Genomic DNA, 25,716 nt, shown 5'->3' with positions numbered 1-25,716 from the left:
AAGGGTGACGGCGTACCTTTTGTATAATGGGTCAACGACTTAGTGTAACGAGCAAGCTTAAGCCGGTAGGTGTAGGCGAAGCGAAAGCGAGTCTGAATAGGGCGTCATAGTTCGTTGCATTAGACCCGAAACCGAGTGATCTAGCCATGAGCAGGTTGAAGGTTGGGTAACACCAACTGGAGGACCGAACCCGCATCTGTTGCAATAGATTGGGATGACTTGTGGCTAGGGGTGAAAGGCCAATCAAACTCGGAAATAGCTGGTTCTCCGCGAAATCTATTTAGGTAGAGCGTCGAGCGAATACCCCCGGGGGTAGAGCACTGGATGGGCTATGGGGACTCACCGTCTTACTGATCCTAACCAAACTCCGAATACCGGGGAGTACTACTCGGCAGACACACGGCGGGTGCTAACGTCCGTCGTGAAAAGGGCAACAACCCTAACCTCCAGCTAAGGTCCCCAAGTCATGGCTAAGTGGGAAAGGATGTGAGGATCCCAAAACAACCAGGATGTTGGCTTAGAAGCAGCCATCATTTAAAGAAAGCGTAACAGCTCACTGGTCTAAATAAGGGTCTTTGCGCCGAAAATGTAACGGGGCTGAAGCCATGCACCGAAGCTGAGGATGTGTAGCAATACACGTGGTAGCGGAGCGTTCCGTAAGCTGATGAAGGGAGACCCGTGAGGGCTCCTGGAGGTATCGGAAGTGCGAATGTTGACATGAGTAACGATAAAGAGGGTGAGAGACCCTCTCGCCGAAAGACCAAGGGTTCCTGCTTAAAGTTAATCTGAGCAGGGTTAGCCGGCCCCTAAGGCGAGGCAGAAATGCGTAGTCGATGGGAACCACGTTAATATTCGTGGGCCTGGTGGTAGTGACGGATTGCACAAGTTGTTCATTCTAATTGGATTGGATGGGCAGCGGAGCGGTTCCAGGAAATAGCTCCACCGTATAGACCGTACCCGAAACCGACACAGGTGGTCAGGTAGAGTATACCAAGGCGCTTGAGAGAACTATGTTGAAGGAACTCGGCAAATTGCACGCGTAACTTCGGAAGAAGCGTGACCCCATTCTACGCAAGTATGATGGGGTGGCACAGACCAGGGGGTAGCGACTGTTTATCAAAAACACAGGGCTCTGCGAAGTCGCAAGACGACGTATAGGGTCTGACGCCTGCCCGGTGCTGGAAGGTTAAGAGGAGAGGTGCAAGCTTTGAATCGAAGCCCCAGTAAACGGCGGCCGTAACTATAACGGTCCTAAGGTAGCGAAATTCCTTGTCGGGTAAGTTCCGACCTGCACGAATGGCGTAACGACTTCCCCGCTGTCTCCAACATAGACTCAGTGAAATTGAATTCCCCGTGAAGATGCGGGGTTCCTGCGGTCAGACGGAAAGACCCCGTGCACCTTTACTATAGCTTTACACTGGCATTCGTGTCGGCATGTGTAGGATAGGTGGTAGGCTTTGAAGCGGGGACGCCAGTTTCCGTGGAGCCATCCTTGAAATACCACCCTTATCGTCATGGATGTCTAACCGCGGCCCGTTATCCGGGTCCGGGACAGTGTATGGTGGGTAGTTTGACTGGGGCGGTCGCCTCCGAAAGAGTAACGGAGGCGCGCGATGGTGGGCTCAGACCGGTCGGAAATCGGTCGTCGAGTGCAATGGCATAAGCCCGCCTGACTGCGAGACTGACAAGTCGAGCAGAGACGAAAGTCGGTCATAGTGATCCGGTGGTCCCGCGTGGAAGGGCCATCGCTCAACGGATAAAAGGTACGCCGGGGATAACAGGCTGATGACCCCCAAGAGTCCATATCGACGGGGTTGTTTGGCACCTCGATGTCGGCTCATCGCATCCTGGGGCTGGAGCAGGTCCCAAGGGTTTGGCTGTTCGCCAATTAAAGCGGTACGTGAGCTGGGTTCAGAACGTCGTGAGACAGTTCGGTCCCTATCTGCCGTGGGTGTAGGAATATTGACAGGATCTGTCCCTAGTACGAGAGGACCGGGATGGACATATCTCTGGTGGACCTGTTGTCCTGCCAAGGGCATAGCAGGGTAGCTACATATGGACGGGATAACCGCTGAAGGCATCTAAGCGGGAAACCCACCTGAAAACGAGTATTCCCTATCAGAGCCGTGGAAGACGACCACGTTGATAGGCCGGGTGTGGAAGTGCGGCAACGCATGAAGCTTACCGGTACTAATAGCTCGATTGGCTTGATCGTTCTCATTGACTGTGCTCATCGAACAAAGTTCGATGATGCTTGACCTTTGTCCTGACGCGCCAATGGCGCTGCGGACGGCCCGCGCTACCGAGCGCGACGGCCTCTGGCCTGTATGGGTGCCACAAGCGCCCTCGGGTGGAAAAGATCGAAGACGTGTTCAAAAAAAGAAAACAGGCTAACGCCTGCCAGCTTCTCAAAACATAAAGTTGCGCTTTGCCGACCTGGTGGTTATGGCGGGGTGGCTGCACCCGTTCCCTTTCCGAACACGGCCGTGAAACGCCCCTGCGCCCATGGTACTTCGTCTTAAGACGCGGGAGAGTAGGTCGCTGCCAGGTCTGCAAAGCGCAACTTAACGCATGCTCCCGGAGCCTTAAGGCTTCGGAAAGATGCATGCGCCAACAAAACCAATCTTCTCAAAACAATCAACGGCAAACGCCGTCAAAAGGCGCTAACAAGCGGCCTTTTGTGTTATAATACTCAAGCAGATCCAATGGATTTGCCATGGCGCGGGGTGGAGCAGCCCGGTAGCTCGTCAGGCTCATAACCTGAAGGCCGCAGGTTCAAATCCTGCCCCCGCAACCAAACCTTCCATGATCAAACATACAATACCCAAAAACCCGCCTCATGGCGGGCTTTTGCGTTTCTGAGGCGACGGTAACACTATTCCGATGAGTTGCGGTCGCTTTTCAAGCGACGACTAGATAGTTGCTAAATAGATAATATTCTAATATACCTAAATCAGGCGCTTCTTACATTTTCACAGTCGCAAGTAACGTCCGTCCATTCGGCGGCGCCTATTTATCCTATTCAAAGGCAGTTCGATTTCATGAAGTAGATCAAAGATTTATTGGGGGGAATCATGGGAAAATGGGGATCTTTCCTGCTGGCGCTTCCGTATGGGCGGCGGCGTCTTCTATCGCTAATCTTCGGGTTGCCTGCGTTCTGCGCGGTGGTGTTTCTCGCCGGGATTGTGTCTGCGCAAGCGCCGACCGAAGAGCAGCGTGATGCCATCAGAGCAGAGTGCCGCTCCGATTTCATGGCGAAATGCTCCGGGGTTACGCCGGGAGGTATCGAGGCGCTCACTTGTTTGCAGCAGCATAGCGCTACGCTTTCGGCAGGTTGTCAGAAAGCGGTGTCCGCCGTGAACGTCAAACCCAAATCGACATCGGCGGCGCCGACGCCGGCTGCGCCTGCAAATACTGCGGTGACTACCCCGGCGCCTGCTACCGGCACGCCGGCGCATCAGCCGACGCAGGCGCAGCGCAATGCGGTCAAATCGGCCTGTCAGCGCGATTTCATGGCGCAATGTTCCGGTGTCACGCCGGGCGGTGCGGCGGCGCTCAGCTGTCTGCAACAGCACAACGCGGCTCTATCGGCGCCATGTCAGCAAGCGGTTGCGGCATTGGGGGGATCGGGCGGCGCGAAGACTGGCGATGCCGCGGCGACCGGTGCGATCGCGCCGGCCCCTCGGGCAATGATGCCAGCCTTCTCTCCACGTGAGGAAGTGATGATCCTGCGGGAAACCTGCGGAGCGGACTTCCGGGCATTGTGCCGCATGGTGCCTTTGGGGGGAGGGCGAGGCATTGCCTGCCTGCGCGACAATCTGCAACGCGTATCACCAGCCTGCCATCGCGTGCTGACCTCGGGCTTGTAACGCCCGGTCGAAGTTGCTCGCTGAAAGAGACCATCGCGGGCTGCGCCGAGGAATTTGGTGCGCGCGATCCCGCGAAGTCCGCAAGCGGCAGTTAGCCCGCATGCCTGCATTGCATCAGCACTTTTCATGTTCGGCTGCGGCAGGTCCGGCGCCATCTGCAATTCGATGAAATCAATGACGACACCAACGAAAGGCATTGCCATGTCATCGACTTTCCCTTTCCCGCGGTTGAAGCGGATGCTCCTGTATGTTTCGCTTGCCGCCAGCCTGGCGCCGCCGACCAGCGCATGGGCAGATGATGCGAAAGCTCTTTTAAAGACGATGTCCGATTTTCTGGCGGCGCAGAAGACGATCTCCTTCAGCTATCAATCGTCGCTCGAAGCAGTGACGCCTGCCTTCGAGAAACTCCAGTTCGTGAGTTCAGGGACAGCCAACCTCACTCGTCCCGATAAGCTGCGGGTCACGAGAACCGGCGGCTTTGCCGACCTCGATGTGAGTTTCGACGGTTCGTCGCTGACGGTTCATGGCAAGAACCTCGAAGCCTATGCCAAGATCGACGGCAAGGGTTCGCTCGATGATCTGATCGACAGGCTGATGACCGCAGGCGTCGAAGCGCCGGGCGCCGATCTTTTAGCCTCCAACGTCTATGACGTGCTTATATCAGATGTGACGGAGGCCAAGCATATTTCCAGCGCTTTCGTGGATGGGGTTGAATGCGAATATCTGGCCTTCCGAACGCCTGAGATCGACTGGCAGATTTGGATACAGAACGGCCCGCAACCCATACCGCGGCGATACGTCATCACCAGCAAGCACGTCGTCCAGGCGCCGCAATACACTCTCGAAATCAGCGATTTCAAAAGCGGGGCGGATGTGGCGGCCGTTTCTTACACCATCGAGATTCCAGCCAGTGCAAAGACGGTGGATCTCAGTGAGCTGCAATCGCTCGACGAGCTGCCTGAAGCCGCCGATATGGGAGACTTAAAATGATCTATAACAAGCTGTTCCTCGCCCTCGGCCTGGCCGGTTTTCTGACATTCACCGGCTTCCACATCGGGGAGCAGGGATCCATGCCACTGTCGATCAGCTTCGCTACGCCGGCGGGCGCCGTCATCGGCAGACCGCTGACGCCGCTCTCCTATGCAGGCGTTGCCCGCCGGACGACGCGCCGGGTCGTCACACGCACGACGACGACCATCGCCGTGCTTCCAGCAGGCTGCCGCTATGGTCCCTATTACGGCGGCTATTATTATCGCTGCGGCGGTTATTATTATGCCAAGAGCGGCAATGTCTATGTGCAGGTGATCGTCCAATAATTGCTGCTCGCCTTACCGGAGTTTCGCTATCTCCGCCTCCGCAACTGGTGCAGCCGTGCTTGTGGTCGCTCCGCGGCGCTTCCAGTGTTCCTCGAGGCGCTGCAGCAGCACGTAGAAGGAAGGAACAAAGAGGATGGCAAGGCAGGTCGAGGCGATCATGCCGCTAAAGACCGATATGCCGATCGACTTGCGGGCCGATGCTCCGGCGCCCGTCGCCAGCACCAGCGGCAGGACGCCGAGGATGAAGGCGAAGGACGTCATCAGGATCGGCCGGAAGCGCAGGCGGGCGGCCTTGACGGCCGCATCCAGGATTTCCATGCCTTCTGCCCGCTTTTCGCGAGCATATTCGACGATGAGGATGGCATTTTTGGCTGCGAGCGCGATCAGCAGGATGAGGCCGATCTGCGTATAGAGATTGTTGGCGACGCCCGCCGCCATGAGTGCTGCCACCGTTCCGAGAAGGGCGAGCGGCACGGCGAGGATGACCGCCAGCGGCAGGATCCAGCTTTCATATTGGCCGGCGAGCACGAAATAGACGAGGAGCATGGCCAGCGCGAACACAAAATAGATCTGCCCGCCCACGGCCTTCTCCTGATAGGACAGCGCCGTCCATTCGAAGCCGGTGCCTGGCGGCAGCGTCTGATCGGCGATCTGCTCCATCACCGCGAGCGACTGGCCGGAGCTGAATCCTGCGGCTGGCCCGCCGACGATGGTGGCTGTGGGATAGAGATTGTAGAGGCTGATCAGGGACGGGCCCTGCGTCGTCTTAACATCGACGACCGTGCCAAGCGGCACCATGGTCCCGTCGCCGGCCTTGACCTTCAGATTTCGGATGTCTTCAGGGCTGATACGGAAATCGGATGCGGCTTGCGCATAGACTTGGAAGGTGCGGCCGAACTTGTTGAACTGCGTCACATAGCTCGAACCGATATAGCCGGAGAGAGCGGAGAAGACCTGGCCCACCGTAATTCCCAGCGTCTCCGCCTTGATACGATCGACGGATACCGCAAGCTGCGGCACGTTTGAGCGAAAAGGCGTACTGAGCCTCTGCAGCGATGATTGCGCATTGCCGTTTTTGACGATCGTATCGGCAAGCGATTGCAGCAGTGGATAGTCGGATGCGCCGTTTCTGAGTTGGACCTGCATGGTAAAGCCGTTGGCATTGCCGACGCCCTGGATCGGAGGCGGCACGACGACCAAAGTCTTGGCGGCAAGCACGCTTTGCAGCGCCTCGTTCAGATGCTGATAGATCGACAGCAGGTCCTGTCCCTTCGCCTTGCCGCGCTCGTCCCAATCCTTGAGAACGACATAGGCGACGCCGGCATTCTGCAGGCTGGCACTGTTGTCGAGAACGGAAAGGCCGCTGATAGTCAGCACCTGATCGACGCCAGGTGTGGTTTCGGCGATCTTGCCGACCTCTTCCATCACCGCATCCGTCCGCTCCTTCGAAGCGCCGTCGGGCAATTGCGCGCTGATCAGCACATAGCCCTGGTCCTCGAGGGGCAGAAAGGCGGTCGGCAGGCGCGTGAGCCCCCAGACGGCGACGCCGATCAGCGCAAGTGCTGCGATCGCCATGATACCGCTGTGGCGGGTCATCGATCCGATCAATCCGGCATAGTGGCGCTCGCCCCAATCATAGCCCCTGTTGAAGCCGCGATAAAAGGCGTTGCGTTTCTCGAAGGGCACCGGCGCTCGCAGCCAGAGGGCGCATTGCGTCGGTTTCAGCGTCACGGCATTGATGGCGCTGATCAGCGCCGTGGCGGCGATAACGAGTGCGAACTGCCGATAGAGCTGGCCGGTCAGGCCGGGCAGGAAGGCGGCCGGAATGAAAACCGCCATCAGCACCAGCGTGATCCCAATGACGGGGCCGAGCAGTTCTTCCATCGCCTTCTCGGCAGCCTGCCGGCCGGACATGCCCGCCTCGATGTGCCGGGCGACGCCTTCGACGATGACGATGGCATCATCGACGACGATGCCGATGGCAAGAACGATGGCGAACAGCGTCGACAGGTTGACGGTGAAGCCCAATGCCGCCATGGCGGCGAAGGCGCCGATGATGGTGACCGGAACGGTGGTCGCCGGCACGAGCATCGCCCGCCAATCCTGCAGGAAGACGAGGATGACGATGAGAACGAGAACGCCGGCCTCGATCAAGGTGACGTAAACCTCGTCGATGGAGGCCTTGACGAATTTCGTCGTGTCGAACGGCAGATGATACTCAAGCCCCGGCGGGAAGCCTTTCGAGAGCTCCTGCATTTTAGCGTTCACCGCTTGCGCCACCGCAATGGCGTTGGCCTCGGGCAATTGAAAAATGCCGATGCCGGCCGCCGGCCGGCCGTTTTGCGTGAAGGACTGGCTGTAGGTCTGGGCGCCGAGTTCGACGCGGCCGATATCGCGGACGCGCGTGATGCGGCCGCCCTGTCCGCTCTCGACCTTGACGATAATGTTCTCGTAGTCGGCGGCTTCGTTCAGCCGGCCGTTGACGTTCAGTGTGTATTGAAAGACTTGTCCTTTCGGCACCGGTGGAATGCCGATTTGACCGGCGGCGACCTCTTGGCTCTGCTGCTGCACGACGCTGACGACATCCTGCGGCGTCAGGCCGCGGGCCTGCAGCAGGTTCGGATCCATCCAGATGCGCATGGCATATTGGCCGGCGCCGAACACGGTCACGTTGCCGACGCCCGGCAGGCGGGCGAGCTCATTCTGCAGATTGATGACGGCGTAGTTCGACAGGAACAAGCTGTCATAGCGGCTGTCGGGCGAGGTCAGGCTGACAAAGCCGAGGATCGCCGTCGATTTCTTTTGCGTCGTCACGCCCTGAAGCTGCACGGCTTCGGGAAGCGACGACATCGCTATGGCGACGCGGTTCTGCACCAGAACTTGCGCCTGATCAGGATCCGTTCCGATGGCAAAGGTGACGGTCAGCGAATAGGTCCCGTCGCTGGCGCTCGCCGACTGCATGTAGAGCATGTCCTGCACACCGTTGACCTGCTGCTCGATCGGCAACGCGACGGTGTCGATAAGGGTCTGCGCGCTGGCGCCCGGGAAGCGCGTCGTCACCTGCACCGTCGGCGGAACGACATTTGGATATTGCGCCACAGGAAGTTGGAGAAGGGCGACCGCGCCGATGAGCACGAAGACCAAGGCCAGAACGTTGGCGAGCACCGGTCGCTCGATGAAGAAGCGCGAGATCATGCTGGTGTCCTTAGACGTTCAGATGAGCATGGTGGCGAATTCACTGCGTGGTGGTGTTGGCCTTGGCATCGCCGGCGGCGCTCGCCGCCGGGTTCATTTCCATTTTCTCGGGTGTGACCTTGCTGCCGGGGATCGCCTGCTGGATGCCTTGAGTCACGACCCAGTCGGCCGGATCGAGGCCTGAGTCGATAACGCGAAGCGAACCTTCGCGCTGGCCGGTCTTGACCTGTTTCTGCTCGACGATATCGTCTTTGCCCAGAACGAGCAGGTAGCTGCCCAACTGGTTCGTTCCGATGGCGTCGTCGCGCACCAGCAAAGCCTTGTCGTTATGGCCGACCGGCACTCGGACCCGCACGAAGAGACCCGGCAACATGGCCCGGTCCTTGTTGTCGAATAAGGCGCGTACCTGAAGAGTGCCTGTGGAGGCATCGAGCTGAGGCGACACGTAGTCGAGATGACCCTTGTGCGGATAACCTTGTTCCGTCTGCAAGCCAATTTCCGCAGCCATGCTCGGAAGGTCCGTCTGCTTGAAGGCATGTCCCTGCCTTGCCATGGTTTCCTTGATTGTCAGGACCTGGACTTCGCTGACGTTGAAATAGGCATAAAGCGGATCCGTCTGGACGATGCTGGCGAGTTTGGTGGGGCCGGATACGCCGACGAGTGCGCCGATATCGACGAGATGGTCCGTGACGGTGCCATCGAAGGGGGCAAGCACCTCCGTATATCCGAGGTTGATCGTCGCCAGCTCGAGATTGGCTTGGGCGTTGAGGATGGACGCATTCGCCTCGTCGAGCGTCGCCTTGGCGCTGTCGACTGCGGTCTGTGTGGTGACCTGTTGCTTCGATAGATTGAGCTGCCGATCATATTCCTGCTGCGCACCCACCTGCGATGCCTGTTGCGAGGCGAGCGATGCCTTCGCCTGGTCGAACTGCGCCTGGTAGGTGTTTCGTTCGATTCCGAAGAGCTTGGTACCCTTCGTCACCGTCATGCCGTCTTGGTAATCGATGGACTCGATGTAGCCCTGGACGCGTGCTTCGATATCGACGGAATTCAGCGGCGCCGTATTGCCAGTAAGTTCGAAATACAAGGTGACCGGCTGCTGGACCGGTTGGGCGACGCGAACCGGAGCTGGCGGAGGGGGGACGTAGGTGTTGCCGCTGTCCTCGCAGCCTGCGAAAATTGCCATGCCGGCGAGCACCACTGACAGGTGCAGACCCTGATCCAATCTCACACGCATTGCCGCCGCCCCGATGTTTACGAGCCCCAGTCTTCATGCGTGCCTCGGCGGAGACGACCTTCTCCGAAAAGTTCCGGGCATGTGATATTATGTCGCGGCATTGCTGCAAATTGCAATAGCTGCTGGGGCACAATTGAATCATGTCGGAGTCGTTCGCGGACGCCACGCGATGGCTATGGTTTTCCCAGCCGTTCGATGGTGGACTGCAAGGGGGCATCGGAAACACGGATCAGCCCGACATAGGGATTGGCCATGTCCGAAATCAGGAAGACCGCGCCCGCGACGGACAGGGCGCAAACCAGCAGAATCGACAGCACGGTCAGGTTGGCCGGCGCCTGCAGCCCGAAGGTCGCAAAAAGCAGCGAGAGCCAGCAGACGAGCACAGCGAGGAAAGCCCAGGGCAAACCCTCTTTACCGGATTCGACCAGCAGCCAGTGGGTCTCGGCCACCATGCCGCTCACATCAAGAGCGCGCACCTGCAGCGAACGCTGTACGGCATCCTTCGGCGAGAGGGATCGAAGATCGCCCTGAACCGCCTCGATATCCTGATATTCTCCCAGCGCCTTGCCGGATGCCTCGTCGGTGGTCTCGGCCGACCAGCCGCGGCCCAGGCGTTTCTCGATCAATTCACGCAGCAATTGCCGCGCCATGTCTGTTTCCGGCCCGTACTGGGCCATGACGCGGTCAAGCAGGAGCACCCGTGCCGCCGCCGTTCTCATTTCCACTTCGGCATTGTCGTATGTCGTCTTGGCGGATGCGATCAGGAGGCCGAGTGCCAAGGCCGACAGCGTTCCTACCACCGCGGTCGCCAGCCTGATGGCATCCTTGGATTCAGCATTGAGGTGATGATCCGGCAAACGGTCGCGCGCCAGCAATCCTATCGATGTCGCCACCGACAGAAAAACAAATACAAGCCCGCCAAGCAACAGTGAGCTCAAGTCCCGGTCTCCGTCACGTCAAGCTTGCAAGCGCCGTGAGGCTTGCAAGTGGTGCATTCATTACAGTCACCATAGCGGAAGACAGGCAGAGCGTGGAACTCTTTACTTTGTTGTTCTCGCGCTGATCGGAGATCATTGCTGGAAAATGAGCAGCACGTAAGCCAGGAAAAGTACAAGGTGGACCGCACCTTGCATGAGATGCGTGCGGCCGCTGGCAAAGGTAATGATGCTGACGGCAAGGGTGAGCAGCAGCATCACCAGATCTCCGTGTTCCAGGCCGAGGGTGACCGGGTGCCCGTAAAGACGGCTGATCACTAGCATCGCCGGCACGGTCAGCCCGATCGTCGACAATACCGAACCAAGGAAGATGTTGACGGAGCGCTGAAGATTGTTGGCGATGGACGCACGCACTGCGCTGATCGCCTCAGGCGTTGCGACAAGGATGGCCATCACAACACCGCCAAATGCGGTTGGAGCATGCAGGGTTTCGATAATGTAATCGATCGGCCGCGCAAGCTGTTCGACCAGGAAGACGACGGGACCCATATAGGCGAAAAGCAGAATGGCATGTGGCCAGACCGGTCCGTGGCGAGGCACACGCTCGCCGCGCAGCTCGTGAGGGTTGCTTTCGTCAGAGAAATAGTCCCGATGGCGGCCGGCTTGAAGAAACAGAAATGTGGCATAAAGGCCGACCGATATGACACCCAGTATCAGTTGCCTCGGTGCCGATGGATGCTGCCCGTCCGGATCTGCAAGAAATGTCGGCATGACCAGGCTCAATGTCGCCAGCGGCACGATCACGCCGAGATAGGCGTTGGCGCCCTGCAGGTTATGCTGTTGTTCCGGTCGCCGCCACGCACCCAGCAGCAACGACAGGCCGACCATGCCGTTCAGGATGATCATCACGACAGCAAACAACGTGTCGCGCGCCAGTGTGGGATTGTTTTCGCCGTGAAGCATGACGGCTGATATTGCCATCACCTCGATCGAGGTGATGGCAAGTGTTAGAATGAGTGTGCCGTAAGGCTCCTTCAGCCGCTCCGCCAGGTGGTCTGCGTGCCGCACGACCGACAGAGCGGAGCCGAGCACGACCGCAAACAGCCAACCGAAAACGACAGTGAACCAAAGCGGATCGGAAAGCTGGCCGAAGAGCTGCTCCTGGAAAGCAAGAAATACGAAGCTCGTCGCGACGCTGACGCCCAGGAACCATTCCTCGCGCACCAGGCTGGTGGCGCTGACGGCACGCAATCCGGGATCGTCCGTCATCGAAACCACCCGCCTTCTGGCAAATGCCGTCGCAATGCGATCATCAACACCATCGTGTCCGCCCGCTGTCTCCTGCCTGCCACCTGAGCCAAGCGGAAATGAGGCTGCCTTAAGGCGAACCGAACCTCAAGCAAGATCGTATGTCACTGAGCAAAACTTGCAGGTCTTCGTCGTTTCATCACCCACTGATCGCGGCAAGGAACAGTCGCGAAAACGCAAGGCCAAGGCGAGGTTCGGTGAAATGTCGACGCTGGCGGCCGCAGCGCCTTGCGGCGGCCGATCACCCCACCGCTTCCGTCATTCGCGGCCGGTTGCGGGGATCGCCGCGCCGGTGACGACGGCTGCGGCCGGCGAAATTAGGAAGGCGATAAGACGGGCGATCGATTGCGGCGATACCCAGCCGTCCGTTTTCGCATTGGGCATGGCGGCGCGATTCTCGGGCGTGTCGATTGTCCCGGGCAAAATGCAGTTGGCGGTGATGCGGTCGTCGCGGCTTTCGGCGGCGATCGCTTCCGTCAGCCGGATGACGGCGGCTTTCGAGGCGGCGTAAGCGGCCTGATTGGCGCCGGCCTTCAGGCCGGGTGCGGCAGCAACATGCACGATGCGACCGTAGCCCGATGCCTTCATCGTCGGGAGAACCGCGGCGCTGATCGTCAGCGCGGTGCGGGCGTTCGCGGTCATCATCGTCTCCCACTGCGCAGGGGCGTCCGGCCCGACCGGTCCCACCCGGAAACCGCCGACCGTGTTGACCAAGGCGCTGACGCCGCCGAAGTGCTTGACGGCCCGGGCGACAGCGGCCGCGCAGGAGGCATAATCGGTGAGATCCGTTCCCGCGATCGACAGAAACTCGGTGGAGGCGGGCAGGTCGCCGGCCAAGGCTTCCAGCTCCTGGCTGGAGCGGTTCATGCAGACGAGTTTTGCGCCGCCTGCGGCGAGCTCGCGGACAACGGCGCTGCCGAGGTTGCCGCCGGCTCCCGTAACGATCACGGCTTTCTGGTCGTTCATGGCAATCGATCTCCTGCCGGTCCTTGATGGCGCGCATTGTTGATCCAGGCTGCGCGGCAAGGCAAGCCCACGCAGCCGCGACACGGTCAGACATCTTCCCTCGGCGCTATCCGCAGGCAGTTCCGCCGTCATTGCTCAACGGTTTCGTCGAGTCGGCCGTCAGTGATATTTCGTCCGTTCGCGACCGAGAATCTCGGGCGCGTCAAGGCCGGAAATCGGGCGGGTGACGTCGGCCGGGATGTCGCCGGTGAGCTGCAGGTCGAGATAGCGGGCGCAACAGACGCGCAGGAAGGAGGTGAAGTTTCCAAGATCATGGCCGGCATCGATCGATTCATGATGCAGCCGGGTGATCAGCTGGACGACATTCATGCCGTCGCGCCGGGCGACTTCCTCGAGCTTCGACCAGAAGAAGTTCTCCAGTCTGACGCTGGTGACCATGCCGTCGATGCGCAGCGACCGGGTGGCGCTTTCCCAGAGCCGCGCATCCGCCTTGATGAACAATTCGCACATGTCGTCCTCCCGGTGCCGCCCTCCTCAGGCGGCGTTGGTTTCGAGCAGCGCTGCCGCGTCGAGCACCGCCATGAACTGGCGCAGCCACGACGGATGTGCCGGCCAGGCCGGCGCCGTGACCAGGTTGCCGTCCGAGACCGCATCGGTGATTGAGATATCGGCGTAGGTGCCGCCGGCAAGCTCGACTTCCGGCCGGCAGGCGGGATAGGCCGAGCAGGTGCGGCCCTTCAAAACGCCAGCGGCAGCGAGCAGCTGCGCGCCATGACAGATGGCGGCAACGGGTTTTCCGGCATCGAAGAAGTGCCGGACCGCTTTAATGACGTCGGCATTGAGGCGCAGATATTCCGGCGCGCGGCCGCCGGGGATGACGAGGGCATCGTAATCTTCGGCCCGCACGCTGTCGAAAGTGGCGTTCAGCGCGAAATTATGGCCGCGTTTTTCGGAATAGGTCTGGTCGCCTTCGAAATCATGAATGGCGGTGGCGACCGTCTCGCCCGCCTTCTTGCCAGGGCAGACGGCGTCGACCGTGTAGCCGCAGGCGAGCAGCGTCTGGAACGGCACCATCGTTTCGTAATCTTCGGTGAAATCACCGGTGATCATCAGGATTTTTGAAGCTGGCATCGCATCCTCCTTTGAAACCAACGGCCGGAGATTAACAAAGAGCGGCGCGCAGAAGGTACTATGGGAATACTACAGCCGAAATTCCCTAAAGCGCGCCGCATCAAATTTGATTCATGCGATGCGCTTTAGTCCTTTGTTTTTATGCATGTCGTTATCCCGGAACCGCTGCACACTTCCGGGCGACATGCATTAGTAGACCGCCTTGACCGTCACATCAGGGACGGCGCAGGTCTCGCCGCCGCCGAAGAGGCGGGAGCGGGTGAGGAAGCGTTTCTCGCGACCGTTGTCGAGCGAGAACATGCCGCCGCGGCCGGGAACGACGTCGATGATCAGTTGCGTATGCTTCCAGGCCTCGAACTGGCTGGCACTGATATAGACCGGCACGCCGCCGATCTCGCCGAGTTTGACGTCGCTGTCGCCGATCATGAATTCATTGGCGGGATAACACATCGGCGAGGAGCCGTCGCAGCAGCCGCCGGACTGGTGGAAGAGGATATCGGAATGATCCCGCTTGATCTCAGCGATCAGGTCGAGGGCGGCGTTGGTTGCGAGAACACGCGGTTCGCCGTTGACGGTGGTTTCCATCGGTTTTCCTCCAAAAGTTTCGGGAGGAAGAAGTCCCCTCCCCAACCCCTCCCCACAAGGGTTGGGGAGGGGTTTTGACCCTCCTCTCACCATGCGAGTTTCTCAGAAGAAACCGAGCGCCTTCGGGCTGTAGCTCACCAGCATGTTCTTGGTCTGCTGATAATGCTCAAGCATCATCTTATGGGTTTCACGGCCGATGCCGGACTGCTTGTAGCCGCCGAAGGCGGCATGGGCCGGGTAGGCATGGTAGCAGTTGGTCCAGACGCGGCCGGCCTGGATCTCGCGGCCGAAGCGGTAGCATCGATTGGCGTCTCGGCTCCAGACGCCGGCGCCGAGGCCGTAAAGCGTGTCGTTGGCGATTTCAAGCGCCTCCTTCTCGTTCTTGAAGGTCGTGACCGAGACCACCGGTCCGAAGATTTCCTCCTGGAACACACGCATCTTGTTGTGGCCCTTGAAGATCGTCGGCTTGACGTAATAGCCGTTCGCCAGATCGCCACCGAGGTCGTTGCGCGAGCCGCCGGTCAGAACCTCGGCGCCTTCCTGCCTGCCGATGTCGAGATAAGCGAGGATCTTTTCCAGCTGCTCCGTCGAAGCCTGGGCACCGATCATCGTCGCGCTGTCGAGCGGGTTGCCCTGCTTGATCGCCTCGACGCGTTTGACGGCCTTTTCCATGAAGCGGTCGTAGATCGATTCCTGGACGAGGGCGCGGCTTGGGCAGGTGCAGACTTCGCCCTGGTTGAGGGCAAACATCGCAAACCCTTCGAGCGCCTTGTCGAGGAAATCGTCGTCCTCGGCCATCACATCGGCGAAGAAGATATTCGGCGATTTGCCGCCGAGTTCCAGCGTCACCGGAATGAGGTTCTGGCTGGCATATTGCATGATGAGCCGGCCGGTGGTCGTCTCGCCGGTGAAGGCGATTTTGGCGACGCGCGGGCTGGTCGCCAGCGGCTTGCCGGCTTCGAGGCCGAAGCCGTTGACGATGTTGAGCACGCCGGGCGGCAGGAGATCGCCGACCAGTTCGGCCCAGACCAGGATCGAGGCCGGGGTCTGCTCGGCAGGCTTCAGCACGACGCAGTTGCCGGCGGCCAGCGCCGGAGCGAGCTTCCAAGTGGCCATCAGGATCGGGAAGTTCCAGGGAATGATCTGGCCGACGACGCCGAGGGGTTCGTGGAAGTGATAGGCGACGGTATCGTGGTCGATCTCACCGATCGAACCTTCCTGGGCGCGGATGCAGGAAGCGAAGTAGCGGAAGTGGTCGATCGCCAGTGGAATGTCTGCCGCCATGGTTTCGCGGATCGGTTTTCCGTTATCCCAGGTCTCGGCCTGAGCAAGCAATTCCAGCTTATCTTCCATGCGCTGGGCGATCTTCATGAGGATATTGGAGCGTTCTGCAACCGAGGTGCGGCCCCATTTTTCCTTTGCCGCATGAGCTGCGTCGAGTGCGAGATTGATGTCCTTTTCATTGGAGCGGGGAATGTCGCAGAGCTTGCCGCCGGTGACGGGCGTGAGGTTTTCGAAGTATTTGCCTTCGACGGGCTCGCGCCATTCGCCGCCGATATAGTTGCCGTATTTCAGCTTGAACGGCGACTCGACGATTTTCTGATGAAGCATGTCATCCTCCCTTGATGAACCAAGTTCCGAAGCGAACCAGTGGGAGGAAAATGTGCATGTTTTGGCGGAGGGAACAGGGCGGCTCTTCAATACCGCACCGCACAGTGTCGCAGACATGCGACAGGTCGCGTCGTGATCGACGGTATCGGTGGAACTTTCGGGCGGCTGGTCAGTGAAGGTCGAACTTCTTCATTTTCCGGTGCAGGGTGGCGCGGCTTATGCCGAGGGCGGCGGCCGCCTGCGAGACGTTTCCGCTGGTGCGCGACAACGCCCGCAGCAGGGCTGCCTTTTCCGCTTCGACGATCTCTTCCTGCTGCGATACGCCGGCCTCATGCAGGGCATCGGCGGCCGGAATGCCCGCCGCAATGCGCCTATCGTCCAGCTGCAGCGCGATGCGGGCGGCGCGTGTTGCCCCGAGCACGAGGTCATGCCGGTCGACGGCAAGCAGGGCGGCGCCGGAATTGACGCCGGCCGGGACCATCAGGAAACGGGCGCTGGGAAAGGCCGAGCGGAAGAGGTTGAGCTCGATGCGCATTGCCGCATCGCGCACGGTCTGCGTCAGGATCGTCAGCGTCATCTCGTTGACGTCTTCACGGCAGGTGGAGATATCGAGGGCTGCGGCCACCCGGCCACGATGATCGCGGATCGGCGCCGTCGTGCAGCTGAGGCTGGTATTTGCGCAGAAGAAATGTTGATCGCGGAAGATGGCGACGGCACGCTCGTCGGCAAGGGCGGTGCCAATGCCGTTGGTGCCAATGCTCGCCTCGGTCCAGACGGAGCCGGTCCAGAGGCCGAGTTCGTGGAACTCCTTGTCGTCGCCAGCGGCACCCCGACGCTCCAATGCAATGCCGTTCCTGTCGGTCAGAAGCAGGCAGCAACCGGCCTTGCCAACGGTGGTAAAGAGACGATCGAGCTCTTCGGTCGCGCTGGCGATCAGTTGCCCGGACTGTTCGCGGGCACGCCGGAATTCTTCATCGGTAACGCGCAGCGGCGCCCGTTCGTCCTCCGGAGCGAGCTGGTGCATGGTCATGCATCGCCGCCAGGAGGCGACAACGGGGGAACTCGCCGCGGCGGAATCGCGCTGGGCAGAGGTGTAGACATGCTCGGCGTGTGCTGAGTGTTCGTGCATCTGCTCCTCCCACGGAACTTCAGCATAGTCTGATGGAAAAGCGGCCGGTTTGCAATCAGCCGGCCCTGACGGTCATCAGCGTGCGGGTTTTCCAGACGAAGGTGGCGGAATCACATTTCGGTGTTTGGACGCAGAGAGTGTAACAAAAGACCGCTCTCGCCCGTAATCCTGTGCAGAAACAGATGTGCAAGGCGAGGAGATCCCGACCATGTTAAACAGACGATTGTTGCTGATGGGTGCCGCTTTCGGAGCGCTTACGGTTCGCTTGGGGGCCGGCAAGGCGATCGCCGGCGAGACGTTTACGGTGACGCACACCGAGGAGGAATGGCGCAAGCTGCTGACGCCGGATCAATTTGTCATCCTGCGTCAGGAGGGGACGGAGGCTCCCTTCACCAGCGCCCTGCTGCATGAGGAGCGGAAGGGCAATTTCGCCTGTGCCGGCTGCGACCAAAAGCTCTTTTCCTCGGCGACCAAATTCGACAGCGGCACCGGCTGGCCGAGCTTTTGGGCACCGCTCGACCATGCCGTCGGCACCACCAACGACACGACGTTCGGCATGGCGCGCACGGCAGTCCATTGCGGCCGTTGTGGCGGCCATCTCGGCCACGTCTTCGATGATGGTCCGAAGCCAACCGGGCTTCGCTACTGCATGAACGGCCTTGTCATGACATTTCATCCAGCCTCGGCCTGATCGAAGGAAGGGCTTGTTTGCTGCCTCAGTGCTGGCGAGCGCCAGTGCCTTGCAGCCAGGCTTCGATGCCGCGTGCCGCGGCCCGGCCGGTCGCCAGGCAGGCAGTGAGGAGATAGCCGCCAGTCGGCGCCTCCCAGTCGAGCATCTCGCCGGCGACGAAGATGCCGGGCAGCACCTTCAACATATAGCTGTCGTCGATGCCGCTCCAGCGGATGCCGCCGGCCGAGGAGATCGCCTCGCCGATCGGCCGGGTTTCGAGAACCGGAAGCGGCAGGGCCTTGATCATAGCGGCCAGGCGTTCGGGGTCGCGTCGGTCACACTCCGGCGTGAATTCCCGCAGCAGCGCCGCCTTGACGCCGTCGAGGCCCGCGCCCTTGCGCAGGCGGTTTGAAAAACTCGATTTGGCGTCCTGCCGCGCCAGGTCGCGGGTCAGCCTTTCGGCCGTTCGGCCCGGTGCGAGATCGAGTGTCAGGGCGGCGTCGCCGTGGCTCTGCAGTCGGTCGCGCAGTGCTGCGGCATTGGCATAAACGAGGCTGCCCTCGATACCGCTTGTGGTGATGACGAATTCACCGGGAAAGGTACCGGCTTCGGATGTGGCGGTGACCGATTTTACCGGCTCGCCGGCGAAACGTGCGCGGAAGCTTTCGCTCCAGTCGACGACGAAGCCGCAATTGGCGGGTTTAAAAGCGTCGATATCAACGCCCCGCTCCGATAGCCAGGGCTGCCAGCGCGCATCCGAGCCGAGGCGCGGCCAGCTTGCGCCGCCGAGCGCCAGCAGGGCCGCGTCGCAATCGACGATGCGCCGCCCCTCGGGCGTTTCAAAGGCAAAACCCTCTTCGGCAAAACCGATCCAGCGGTGGCGGGTGCGAAGCGTGGTCCCTTGCGTCTCCAGCCGCCTGAGCCAGGCACGCAGCAAGGGAGAGGCCTTCATCACCTTCGGAAAAACCCGGCCGGACGAGCCGACGAAGGTCTCTGTCCCGAGCTCTGCTGCCCAATCTCTGATATCATCGGGGGTAAAGGCATCAAGCGCGGGGCGCAGGCGGGCGGCTGCCGCACCGAAGCGCGTGGTGAAACGGCCATAGTCCTCGGAATGGGTGATGTTGAGACCCGACTTTCCGGCCAGCAGGAACTTGCGAGCGAAGGTCGGCATGGCGTCATAGACCGTCACCGCATGGCCGGACAGCGAAAGCAGCTCGGCAGCCGCAAGGCCGGCCGGGCCGCCACCGATAATCGCGATCCGCTTCTGGTTCATGGATGTCTTCGCCTGATTCTTTCTGCGTGCAGTTTTGGCGCGGGCGCGCCTTGACTGCAAGGATGGAAATCAGTGGTGCGGATGGGTGCACTGGCCGTGATCGGCGAGAACCTCGATGACGCGGCATTGGTCGACGCGGCCGTGGCCGCAGCCTTCCACCATGGTTTCCAGTTCGGCCTTCAAAGCCATCAGGCTGCGGATGCGTTGCTCGACTTCAATAAGGCGGGCCTTGGCGATGGCATCGGCCGAGGCGCAGGACTGGTGCGGATCATCCTGCAGCGTGAGCAGCGCGCGGATGGCCTCGATTTCGAAGCCCAATTCACGGGCGTGGCGGATGAAGGCGAGGCGGTTGATATCGGCAGGCTCGAAGGAGCGCTGGTTGCCTTCGCTGCGGCTCGGGGCCGCAAGCAGGCCGATGCTCTCATAATAGCGCACCGTCGGCACCTTGACGCCGCTTTGGCGTGCAGCTTCGCCGATCGTGATCTTTTTCATGATTTTCCTCTTGCACCTCTAGCCGCTAGAGGATGTAGGAGGGATGCTTCTGTTTGACAAGGAAGCGGTTCATGGCTGAGACGAACGAGACACGATACCGGGTTGGCGGTATGGATTGCGCCGCCTGCGCGACCAAGATCGACACGGCCGTCAGGCGCGTGGCGGGTGTCGCCGATGTTTCGGTCTCGGTGATGGCGGGAACGATGACCGTCCGGCACGACGGCAACAGCGATCTCAAGGCGATCGAGAAGAAGGTGACGGGGCTCGGCTATTCGGTCTCGCCCTTTGCCGGAAGCACGACGCCGGCGAAAGGCCACGGCGCACACGATCATCACGACCACGGACATGATCATGGCGATCATGCGGGCCATGACCATGGAGATCACGATCATGCCAGCCATGATCACGCAGGTCACGATCATGACCACGACCATGGCCAGAAGGAAATCGAGGGGCTGCATAGGCACGACCATGCGCCGATGACCGGTCCCTGGTGGCAGAGCAAGAAGGGGCGGCTGACCATCCTTTCGGGTGCCGCACTCGTTGCTGCCTATGCTATCGACCATCTGGTGCCGGCGATCGCATCCTATGCCTTCATCGTGGCCATGCTGGTCGGGCTGGTGCCGATCGCGCGGCGCGCCGTCATGGCGGCTCTCTCCGGCACGCCGTTTTCGATCGAGATGCTGATGACGATCGCCGCCGTCGGCGCGGTCATCATCAATGCAGGCGAAGAGGCGGCAACTGTCGTGTTCCTGTTCCTCGTCGGCGAACTGCTGGAAGGGGTGGCTGCGGGCAAGGCGCGCGAAAGCATCCAGTCGCTGACGGCCCTGGTGCCGAAGAGCGCGCTGCTCGAAGACAATGGCCAGACGCGGGAGGTGCCGGCGGAAAGCCTTGCCGTCGGCGCGATTATCATGGTGCGTCCTGGCGATCGTATCTCGGCGGACGGCGTTATCATTTCAGGCGAGAGCGCGATCGATGAGGCGCCGGTGACGGGCGAGAGTACGCCGGTGCGCAAGGGCGTCGATGCCGTTGTGTTTGCCGGAACCGTGAATGGCGATGCGGTGCTCAGGGTTCGCGTCACCGCGGCCGCAGCCGACAATACCATCGCCCGTATCGTCAAGCTGGTGGAGGAAGCGCAGGAATCGAAGGCGCCGACCGAACGCTTCATCGATCGGTTCTCGCGCTATTACACGCCCGGCGTGGTGGTGGTCGCCGCACTTGTCGCGATCGTTCCGCCGCTGTTGTTCGGTGGGTCGTGGGGCGAATGGATCTATAAGGGCCTTGCCATCCTCTTGATCGGCTGCCCCTGCGCGCTTGTCATCTCGACGCCGGCGGCGATCGCCGCCTCGCTTTCTTCGGGTGCGCGGCGCGGGCTGCTGATGAAGGGCGGCGCGGTGCTGGAAACGCTCGGCAAGGTGACGATGGTCGCCTTCGACAAGACGGGCACGCTGACGGAAGGCAAACCTCAGGTGACTGATATCATTTCTTTCGGATTGAGCGAGGCGCAAGTCTTGTCGCGCGCGGCGGTGCTGGAGCAGGGCTCCAGCCATCCCCTGGCGCTGGCGATCCTCAACCGCGCCAAGGCGGACGGCGTTCCCATGCCGCCGGCCTTCGAACTGGAGGCGCTGCCGGGAAAGGGGGTCAGCGGCAAAGCCGGCGGCGAGGCGCTGGATCTTTTGTCGCCGCCCGCTGCCCGCGAACGCGGCGCACTCGGTGCTGAACAGGAGGCACGCATCACTGACCTGAACGACGAGGGCAAGAGCGTCTCGGTGCTGCTGGTCAACAATGTTGCGGCCGGGCTGATCGCCATGCGCGACGAACCGCGCGAGGACGCGCAGGCCGGGCTTGCCACGCTCAAATCAGCCGGCGTCAAGGCGATGATGCTGACAGGCGACAACAAGCGGACGGCGGCAGCCGTTGCCGGCATGCTCGGCATCGACTGGCGCGGCGAGATGATGCCTGAGGACAAGCAGCGGGTCGTCGTCGAATTGAAGCGCGAGGGCTTCGTCGTCGCCAAGGTCGGCGACGGCATCAACGACGCGCCGGCGCTGGCCGCAGCCGATATCGGCATTGCCATGGGCGGCGGCACCGACGTGGCGCTGGAGACCGCGGATGCCGCCGTGCTGCACGGGCGCGTCGGCGACGTGGCAAGGATGATCGAATTGTCCAAACGCACGATGCGCAATATCCTGCAGAATATTACCATCGCGCTCGGCCTGAAAGCGGTGTTCCTGGTGACGACGATTGCCGGCATCACCGGCCTCTGGCCGGCGATCCTCGCCGATACCGGCGCCACGGTGCTGGTGACGATCAACGCGCTGCGATTGCTTCGAGTAAGGATGTAAACATCCGATAACGTCCTTGCGGCGCTCGTCACCGTAGACCGCTGACAACGGACGCCAACCCCTCTTTCGTCATGCTCGGGCTTGTCCCGGGCATCTGCCTCCGGTCGATAGGCAGTAGATCCGCGGCACAAGGCCGAGGATGAGGCGGAGAGGGAGGTTTGTCATCAAACTGAGAGCGGCCATAGACCGGCTCTCTTCGTTCGAGCCTTGTCCACCGCCTGTTTTCCTTAAGCTTTCGTTATCCCTGTTTTTCACAGGAATGCAGTGATTTCAAACCTGCCGTAACGCAATGCACAAACCATCCATTGACGCGAATTTGGATTCGCGTACCATATCTAGTGTTCGAGGTTCCTTCGATTCGTGAGAATCGCAGGCTAAGACGGGAATACGGTGCGTTGCGCCATTATGGCGCGGCTATGCCGGAGCTGCCCCCGCAACTGTAAGCGGCGAGCAACTGTCCGATTTCAGGCCACTGGAGCATAATGCTCCGGGAAGGCTGGGCAGGATGCTTTGACCCGTGAGCCAGGAGACCTGCCTCGAACAAAACGTCCACGGGCGGGGAGTCCGGAAGGTCGCGTTGCATGGCTGCGGATGATAGCCGCGTCGCGTTTCGCAAGGCCGCTCGATCCTCCGCATGAGCCACTTCGGGGTGAAGTCATGTCAGTATCTCAGTTCAGGCCGCAACCCGCGCTAAGCAGAGGGCGGATCACGCCCGGCGGCTGAACAGGCCGCATCGTTCAAACCATCAGAGAATGTTTCGACGGATATCGCGAGATTTCCGATCGATGCCCTGCGTCCCAATCGCGTCGTCACGAGGAATATCATGACCATTACCGTCTACAGCAAACCGGCCTGCGTCCAATGTACCGCCACTTACCGCGCCCTCGACCGCCTGGGCGTCGCTTATGACATCGTCGATATCTCCGAGGATGCCGAAGCGCTCGATCGCGTCCGCAGCCTTGGCTACATGCAGGCGCCCGTCGTCATCGCCGGCGAGCAGCATTGGGCCGGCTTCCGTCCCGACATGATCAGCGCGCTCTCCTGATCGAGGCCGAACGATGGGGCTGATCGTCTATTATTCCAGCCGGTCCGAGAATACCCATCGGTTCGTCGCCAAGCTTGGAATGTGCGCGGCGCGCATTCCAACAGGTGCCGCAGACGCATTCCGTATCCGTGAACCCTTTGTGCTTGTTGTGCCGACCTACAGTGGCGACGGGGGCAAGGGGGCCGTTCCCAAGCAGGTTATCCGTTTCCTCAACGATGCGGAGAGCCGAGGACACATCCGCGGCGTGATCGCTGCGGGCAACAGCAATTTCGGCGAGACATATGGGCTCGCCGGCGACGTGATCTCACAGAAATGCCAAGTGCCGTACCTCTATAGGTTCGAGCTGCTGGGCACCGAAGCGGATGTCGCCAACGTTAAACACGGAATGGAACGATTTTGGACACGGGAACAACTCTGACGCGGGATGCGGGCGCAAAACCGCATAACACTTTTGCTCATCCCGCCGGCGAACGCCCTTTGAAAGCGGCGGAAGCGCTCGACTACCACGCGCTGAACGCGATGTTGAACCTCTATGACGACGAGGGGAGGATCCAGCTCGACAAGGACCGCATGGCGGCGAAGCAGTATTTTTTGCAGCATGTGAACCAGAACACGGTGTTCTTTCACAATCTCCGGGAAAAGCTCGATTACCTCGTGACCGAGGGTTATTATGAGCAGGAGGTTCTCGACCAGTATTCCTTCAATTTCGTGCGTGACCTGTTCGACCAGGCCTATGCCAAGAAGTTCCGCTTTCCGACCTTCCTCGGCGCCTTCAAATATTACACCAGCTATACGCTGAAGACCTTCGACGGAAAGCGTTATCTCGAACGCTACGAAGATCGTATCTGCATGGTGGCGCTGGCCTTGGCGCGTGGGCACGAGGCACTTGCCCGCGACGTGGTCGAGGAGATCATTTCCGGCCGTTTCCAGCCGGCGACGCCGACCTTCCTTAATGCCGGCAAGAAACAGCGCGGCGAGCTCGTCTCCTGCTTCCTGCTGCGCGTCGAGGACAATATGGAATCGATCGGCCGGTCGATCAATTCGGCGCTGCAGCTGTCGAAGCGCGGCGGCGGCGTGGCGCTGTCCTTGACGAACATCCGCGAGGCCGGCGCGCCGATCAAACAGATCGAAAACCAGTCGTCGGGCATCATTCCGGTGATGAAGCTGCTCGAAGACAGCTTCTCCTATGCCAATCAACTGGGCGCGCGCCAGGGCGCGGGCGCGGTCTATCTCAACGCCCATCACCCCGATATCATGCGTTTTCTCGACACCAAGCGCGAAAATGCCGACGAGAAGATCCGCATCAAGACGCTGTCGCTCGGCGTCGTCGTGCCTGACATCACCTTCGAACTCGCGAGGAATAACGAGGACATGTACCTGTTCTCGCCCTATGACGTCGAGCGCGTCTATGGCGTGCCCTTCACCGAGATTTCGGTGACGGAAAACTACCGGGAGATGGTGGCAGACGCCCGCATCGCCAAGAAGAAGATCAAGGCGCGCGAATTCTTTCAGGTGATCGCCGAAATCCAGTTCGAGAGCGGTTATCCCTACCTCATGTTCGAGGACACGGTGAACCGGGCGAACCCGATCGCCGGGCGCATTTCGATGAGCAATCTCTGCTCGGAGATTCTGCAGGTGAGCGAGGCGAGCGACTACAATGACGACCTCTCCTACAAGCATCTCGGCAAGGATATTTCCTGCAATCTCGGCTCGCTGAACATCGCCGCGGCGATGGATTCCGCCAATTTCGGCAAGACGATCGAGACCTCGATCCGGGCGCTGACGGCCGTGTCCGACATGAGCCATATCTCCTCGGTTCCCTCGATCGAAAAGGGCAATGACGAGAGCCATGCGATCGGCCTCGGGCAGATGAACCTGCACGGTTATCTCGCCCGCGAACGCATCTTTTACGGCTCAGAGGAAGGCGTCGATTTCACCAATATCTATTTCTATACGGTGACCTACCACGCAATCCGCGCCTCGAACCTCCTCGCGGTCGAACGCGGCACGAGCTTCAAGAGCTTCGAAAATTCGAAATATGCCTCCGGCGAATATTTCGACAAATATACGAGCCAGGAATGGAAGCCAGCGACGGAGAAAGTTAGGACGCTGTTCGAAACTGCCGGCATCGATATTCCGACGCAGGAGGACTGGGCGGCTCTCAAGAAGGCGGTGATGACTTCCGGTCTCTATAACCAGAATCTGCAGGCAGTACCGCCGACAGGGTCGATCTCCTACATCAACCACTCGACCTCTTCGATCCATCCGATCGTCTCGAAGATCGAAATCCGCAAGGAAGGCAAGATCGGCCGCGTCTATTATCCGGCGCCGTTCATGACCAACGACAATCTCGATTATTATCAGGACGCCTATGAGATCGGGCCGGAGAAGATCGTCGACACCTATGCGGCGGCGACCCAGCATGTCGATCAAGGCCTGTCGCTGACCTTATTCTTCCGCGACACGGCAACGACCCGCGACATCAACAAGGCGCAGATCCATGCCTGGAAGAAGGGCATCAAGACGATCTACTACATCCGCCTTCGCCAGATGGCGCTGTCCGGCACCGAGGTGCAGGGCTGTGTCTCCTGCACGCTCTAACCGACCGG

Annotated in this window: 20 protein-coding genes, 1 tRNA gene, 2 rRNA genes and 1 riboswitch (1 of these 24 cut by a window edge); of the genes, 11 read left to right on the top strand and 12 right to left on the bottom strand. The window is 60.4% G+C overall.

Features of this window, described 5'->3' with window-relative positions; all coding sequences use genetic code 11:
• From J3O30_RS20075 to J3O30_RS20050, 6 genes are all read left to right on the top strand, one after another.
• Positions 1–2,215 (top strand): 23S ribosomal RNA (locus J3O30_RS20075) (it extends 665 nt beyond the left edge of the window).
• Between the two features lie 220 nt (positions 2,216–2,435).
• Positions 2,436–2,550 (top strand): 5S ribosomal RNA (gene rrf / locus J3O30_RS20070).
• 170 nt (positions 2,551–2,720) lie between these two features.
• Positions 2,721–2,797: transfer RNA gene (locus tag J3O30_RS20065), tRNA-Met, on the top strand.
• A 277-nt stretch (positions 2,798–3,074) separates the two neighbouring features.
• Entirely contained in the window at positions 3,075–3,869 is a 795-nt protein-coding gene (locus tag J3O30_RS20060; protein WP_207581942.1) for a hypothetical protein, read from the top strand.
• Between the two features lie 201 nt (positions 3,870–4,070).
• Positions 4,071–4,859, top strand: a complete 789-nt coding sequence (locus tag J3O30_RS20055; protein WP_207581941.1) for a DUF2092 domain-containing protein — start codon at positions 4,071–4,073, stop codon at positions 4,857–4,859.
• Positions 4,856–5,185, top strand: coding sequence for a hypothetical protein (locus J3O30_RS20050; protein WP_207581940.1), 330 nt, complete (start codon positions 4,856–4,858; stop codon positions 5,183–5,185). The genes J3O30_RS20055 and J3O30_RS20050 overlap by 4 nt, the downstream gene beginning before the upstream one ends.
• A 12-nt stretch (positions 5,186–5,197) precedes the next feature.
• Here J3O30_RS20050 and J3O30_RS20045 read toward each other — a convergent pair whose 3' ends face one another.
• The 10 genes from J3O30_RS20045 to J3O30_RS20000 form a co-directional block, all read right to left on the bottom strand.
• Positions 5,198–8,380, bottom strand: coding sequence for a multidrug efflux RND transporter permease subunit (locus J3O30_RS20045; protein WP_207581939.1), 3,183 nt, complete (start codon positions 8,378–8,380; stop codon positions 5,198–5,200).
• 40 nt (positions 8,381–8,420) lie between these two features.
• Positions 8,421–9,617: an efflux RND transporter periplasmic adaptor subunit gene (locus tag J3O30_RS20040; RefSeq protein WP_207581938.1), complete on the bottom strand. Its 1,197-nt coding sequence runs from the start codon at positions 9,615–9,617 to the stop codon at positions 8,421–8,423.
• A gap of 173 nt (positions 9,618–9,790) precedes the next feature.
• Positions 9,791–10,555 carry a DUF4239 domain-containing protein gene (locus J3O30_RS20035; protein ID WP_207581937.1) on the bottom strand — a complete coding sequence of 255 codons (765 nt, stop codon included), beginning with the start codon at positions 10,553–10,555 and terminating at the stop codon, positions 9,791–9,793.
• 132 nt (positions 10,556–10,687) lie between these two features.
• Complete coding sequence (locus tag J3O30_RS20030; RefSeq protein WP_207581936.1) at positions 10,688–11,821, bottom strand: calcium:proton antiporter; 1,134 nt, start codon at positions 11,819–11,821, stop codon at positions 10,688–10,690.
• A gap of 297 nt (positions 11,822–12,118) precedes the next feature.
• Entirely contained in the window at positions 12,119–12,826 is a 708-nt protein-coding gene (locus J3O30_RS20025; protein ID WP_207581935.1) for an SDR family NAD(P)-dependent oxidoreductase, read from the bottom strand.
• 159 nt (positions 12,827–12,985) lie between these two features.
• The gene (locus J3O30_RS20020; RefSeq protein WP_207581934.1) at positions 12,986–13,336 is read right to left on the bottom strand and encodes a ribbon-helix-helix domain-containing protein; all 351 of its coding nucleotides are present in this window, start codon (positions 13,334–13,336) and stop codon (positions 12,986–12,988) included.
• 24 nt (positions 13,337–13,360) lie between these two features.
• Entirely contained in the window at positions 13,361–13,957 is a 597-nt protein-coding gene (locus J3O30_RS20015) for a DJ-1/PfpI family protein (RefSeq protein ID WP_164016307.1), read from the bottom strand.
• 189 nt (positions 13,958–14,146) lie between these two features.
• Complete coding sequence (locus J3O30_RS20010) at positions 14,147–14,542, bottom strand: DUF779 domain-containing protein (protein ID WP_207581933.1); 396 nt, start codon at positions 14,540–14,542, stop codon at positions 14,147–14,149.
• 102 nt (positions 14,543–14,644) lie between these two features.
• A complete protein-coding gene (gene adh / locus J3O30_RS20005; protein WP_207581932.1) occupies positions 14,645–16,153 on the bottom strand; it encodes an aldehyde dehydrogenase in 1,509 nt (502 codons plus the stop codon).
• 169 nt (positions 16,154–16,322) lie between these two features.
• Positions 16,323–17,282, bottom strand: a complete 960-nt coding sequence (locus tag J3O30_RS20000; RefSeq protein ID WP_207581931.1) for a helix-turn-helix domain-containing protein — start codon at positions 17,280–17,282, stop codon at positions 16,323–16,325.
• 208 nt (positions 17,283–17,490) lie between these two features.
• On the opposite strand from J3O30_RS20000, the gene msrB reads away from it, so the two are divergent.
• On the top strand, positions 17,491–17,973 hold the full coding sequence (msrB, locus tag J3O30_RS19995; protein WP_207581930.1) for a peptide-methionine (R)-S-oxide reductase MsrB: 483 nt from the start codon (positions 17,491–17,493) through the stop codon (positions 17,971–17,973).
• A 25-nt stretch (positions 17,974–17,998) separates the two neighbouring features.
• Here msrB and J3O30_RS19990 read toward each other — a convergent pair whose 3' ends face one another.
• The gene (locus J3O30_RS19990) at positions 17,999–19,225 is read right to left on the bottom strand and encodes a TIGR03862 family flavoprotein (protein WP_207581929.1); all 1,227 of its coding nucleotides are present in this window, start codon (positions 19,223–19,225) and stop codon (positions 17,999–18,001) included.
• 69 nt (positions 19,226–19,294) lie between these two features.
• Positions 19,295–19,717 carry a helix-turn-helix domain-containing protein gene (locus J3O30_RS19985; protein WP_207581928.1) on the bottom strand — a complete coding sequence of 141 codons (423 nt, stop codon included), beginning with the start codon at positions 19,715–19,717 and terminating at the stop codon, positions 19,295–19,297.
• Positions 19,718–19,788: 71 nt separating this feature from the next.
• Between J3O30_RS19985 and J3O30_RS19980 the strand changes: the two genes are divergently transcribed.
• From J3O30_RS19980 to nrdE, 4 genes are all read left to right on the top strand, one after another.
• A complete protein-coding gene (locus J3O30_RS19980; protein WP_207581927.1) occupies positions 19,789–22,062 on the top strand; it encodes a heavy metal translocating P-type ATPase in 2,274 nt (757 codons plus the stop codon).
• 328 nt (positions 22,063–22,390) lie between these two features.
• Positions 22,391–22,616: riboswitch (cobalamin riboswitch) on the top strand.
• A 269-nt stretch (positions 22,617–22,885) separates the two neighbouring features.
• The gene (gene nrdH / locus J3O30_RS19975) at positions 22,886–23,107 is read left to right on the top strand and encodes a glutaredoxin-like protein NrdH (protein WP_007631990.1); all 222 of its coding nucleotides are present in this window, start codon (positions 22,886–22,888) and stop codon (positions 23,105–23,107) included.
• A gap of 13 nt (positions 23,108–23,120) precedes the next feature.
• Entirely contained in the window at positions 23,121–23,525 is a 405-nt protein-coding gene (gene nrdI / locus J3O30_RS19970; protein WP_207581926.1) for a class Ib ribonucleoside-diphosphate reductase assembly flavoprotein NrdI, read from the top strand.
• A complete protein-coding gene (gene nrdE / locus J3O30_RS19965) occupies positions 23,504–25,708 on the top strand; it encodes a class 1b ribonucleoside-diphosphate reductase subunit alpha (RefSeq protein ID WP_207581925.1) in 2,205 nt (734 codons plus the stop codon). The genes nrdI and nrdE overlap by 22 nt, the downstream gene beginning before the upstream one ends.
• Positions 25,709–25,716 lie beyond the last annotated feature (8 nt).

Source organism: Rhizobium sp. NZLR1, assembly GCF_017357385.1.
In the GTDB taxonomy this organism is placed as follows: Bacteria; Pseudomonadota; Alphaproteobacteria; order Rhizobiales; family Rhizobiaceae; genus Rhizobium.
Note: the sequence above shows the minus strand (reverse complement) of the source record. Positions and strands in the feature narration are given on the sequence as shown.

What these genes read in the sequence shown, in the direction of transcription:
- J3O30_RS20045 (WP_207581939.1), bottom strand. Translation starts at nt 8,380, where the DNA reads ATGATCTCGCGCTTCTTCATCGAGCGACCGGTGCTCGCCAACGTTCTG.
- J3O30_RS19990 (WP_207581929.1), bottom strand. Translation starts at nt 19,225, where the DNA reads ATGAACCAGAAGCGGATCGCGATTATCGGTGGCGGCCCGGCCGGCCTT.
- J3O30_RS20020 (WP_207581934.1), bottom strand. Translation starts at nt 13,336, where the DNA reads ATGTGCGAATTGTTCATCAAGGCGGATGCGCGGCTCTGGGAAAGCGCC.
- J3O30_RS20055 (WP_207581941.1), top strand. Translation starts at nt 4,071, where the DNA reads ATGTCATCGACTTTCCCTTTCCCGCGGTTGAAGCGGATGCTCCTGTAT.
- J3O30_RS20050 (WP_207581940.1), top strand. Translation starts at nt 4,856, where the DNA reads ATGATCTATAACAAGCTGTTCCTCGCCCTCGGCCTGGCCGGTTTTCTG.
- J3O30_RS20025 (WP_207581935.1), bottom strand. Translation starts at nt 12,826, where the DNA reads ATGAACGACCAGAAAGCCGTGATCGTTACGGGAGCCGGCGGCAACCTC.
- J3O30_RS19980 (WP_207581927.1), top strand. Translation starts at nt 19,789, where the DNA reads ATGGCTGAGACGAACGAGACACGATACCGGGTTGGCGGTATGGATTGC.
- msrB (WP_207581930.1), top strand. Translation starts at nt 17,491, where the DNA reads ATGTTAAACAGACGATTGTTGCTGATGGGTGCCGCTTTCGGAGCGCTT.
- J3O30_RS20040 (WP_207581938.1), bottom strand. Translation starts at nt 9,617, where the DNA reads ATGCGTGTGAGATTGGATCAGGGTCTGCACCTGTCAGTGGTGCTCGCC.
- J3O30_RS20030 (WP_207581936.1), bottom strand. Translation starts at nt 11,821, where the DNA reads ATGACGGACGATCCCGGATTGCGTGCCGTCAGCGCCACCAGCCTGGTG.
- nrdH (WP_007631990.1), top strand. Translation starts at nt 22,886, where the DNA reads ATGACCATTACCGTCTACAGCAAACCGGCCTGCGTCCAATGTACCGCC.
- adh (WP_207581932.1), bottom strand. Translation starts at nt 16,153, where the DNA reads ATGCTTCATCAGAAAATCGTCGAGTCGCCGTTCAAGCTGAAATACGGC.
- J3O30_RS20060 (WP_207581942.1), top strand. Translation starts at nt 3,075, where the DNA reads ATGGGAAAATGGGGATCTTTCCTGCTGGCGCTTCCGTATGGGCGGCGG.
- J3O30_RS19985 (WP_207581928.1), bottom strand. Translation starts at nt 19,717, where the DNA reads ATGAAAAAGATCACGATCGGCGAAGCTGCACGCCAAAGCGGCGTCAAG.
- nrdI (WP_207581926.1), top strand. Translation starts at nt 23,121, where the DNA reads ATGGGGCTGATCGTCTATTATTCCAGCCGGTCCGAGAATACCCATCGG.
- J3O30_RS20010 (WP_207581933.1), bottom strand. Translation starts at nt 14,542, where the DNA reads ATGGAAACCACCGTCAACGGCGAACCGCGTGTTCTCGCAACCAACGCC.
- J3O30_RS20015 (WP_164016307.1), bottom strand. Translation starts at nt 13,957, where the DNA reads ATGCCAGCTTCAAAAATCCTGATGATCACCGGTGATTTCACCGAAGAT.
- J3O30_RS20000 (WP_207581931.1), bottom strand. Translation starts at nt 17,282, where the DNA reads ATGCACGAACACTCAGCACACGCCGAGCATGTCTACACCTCTGCCCAG.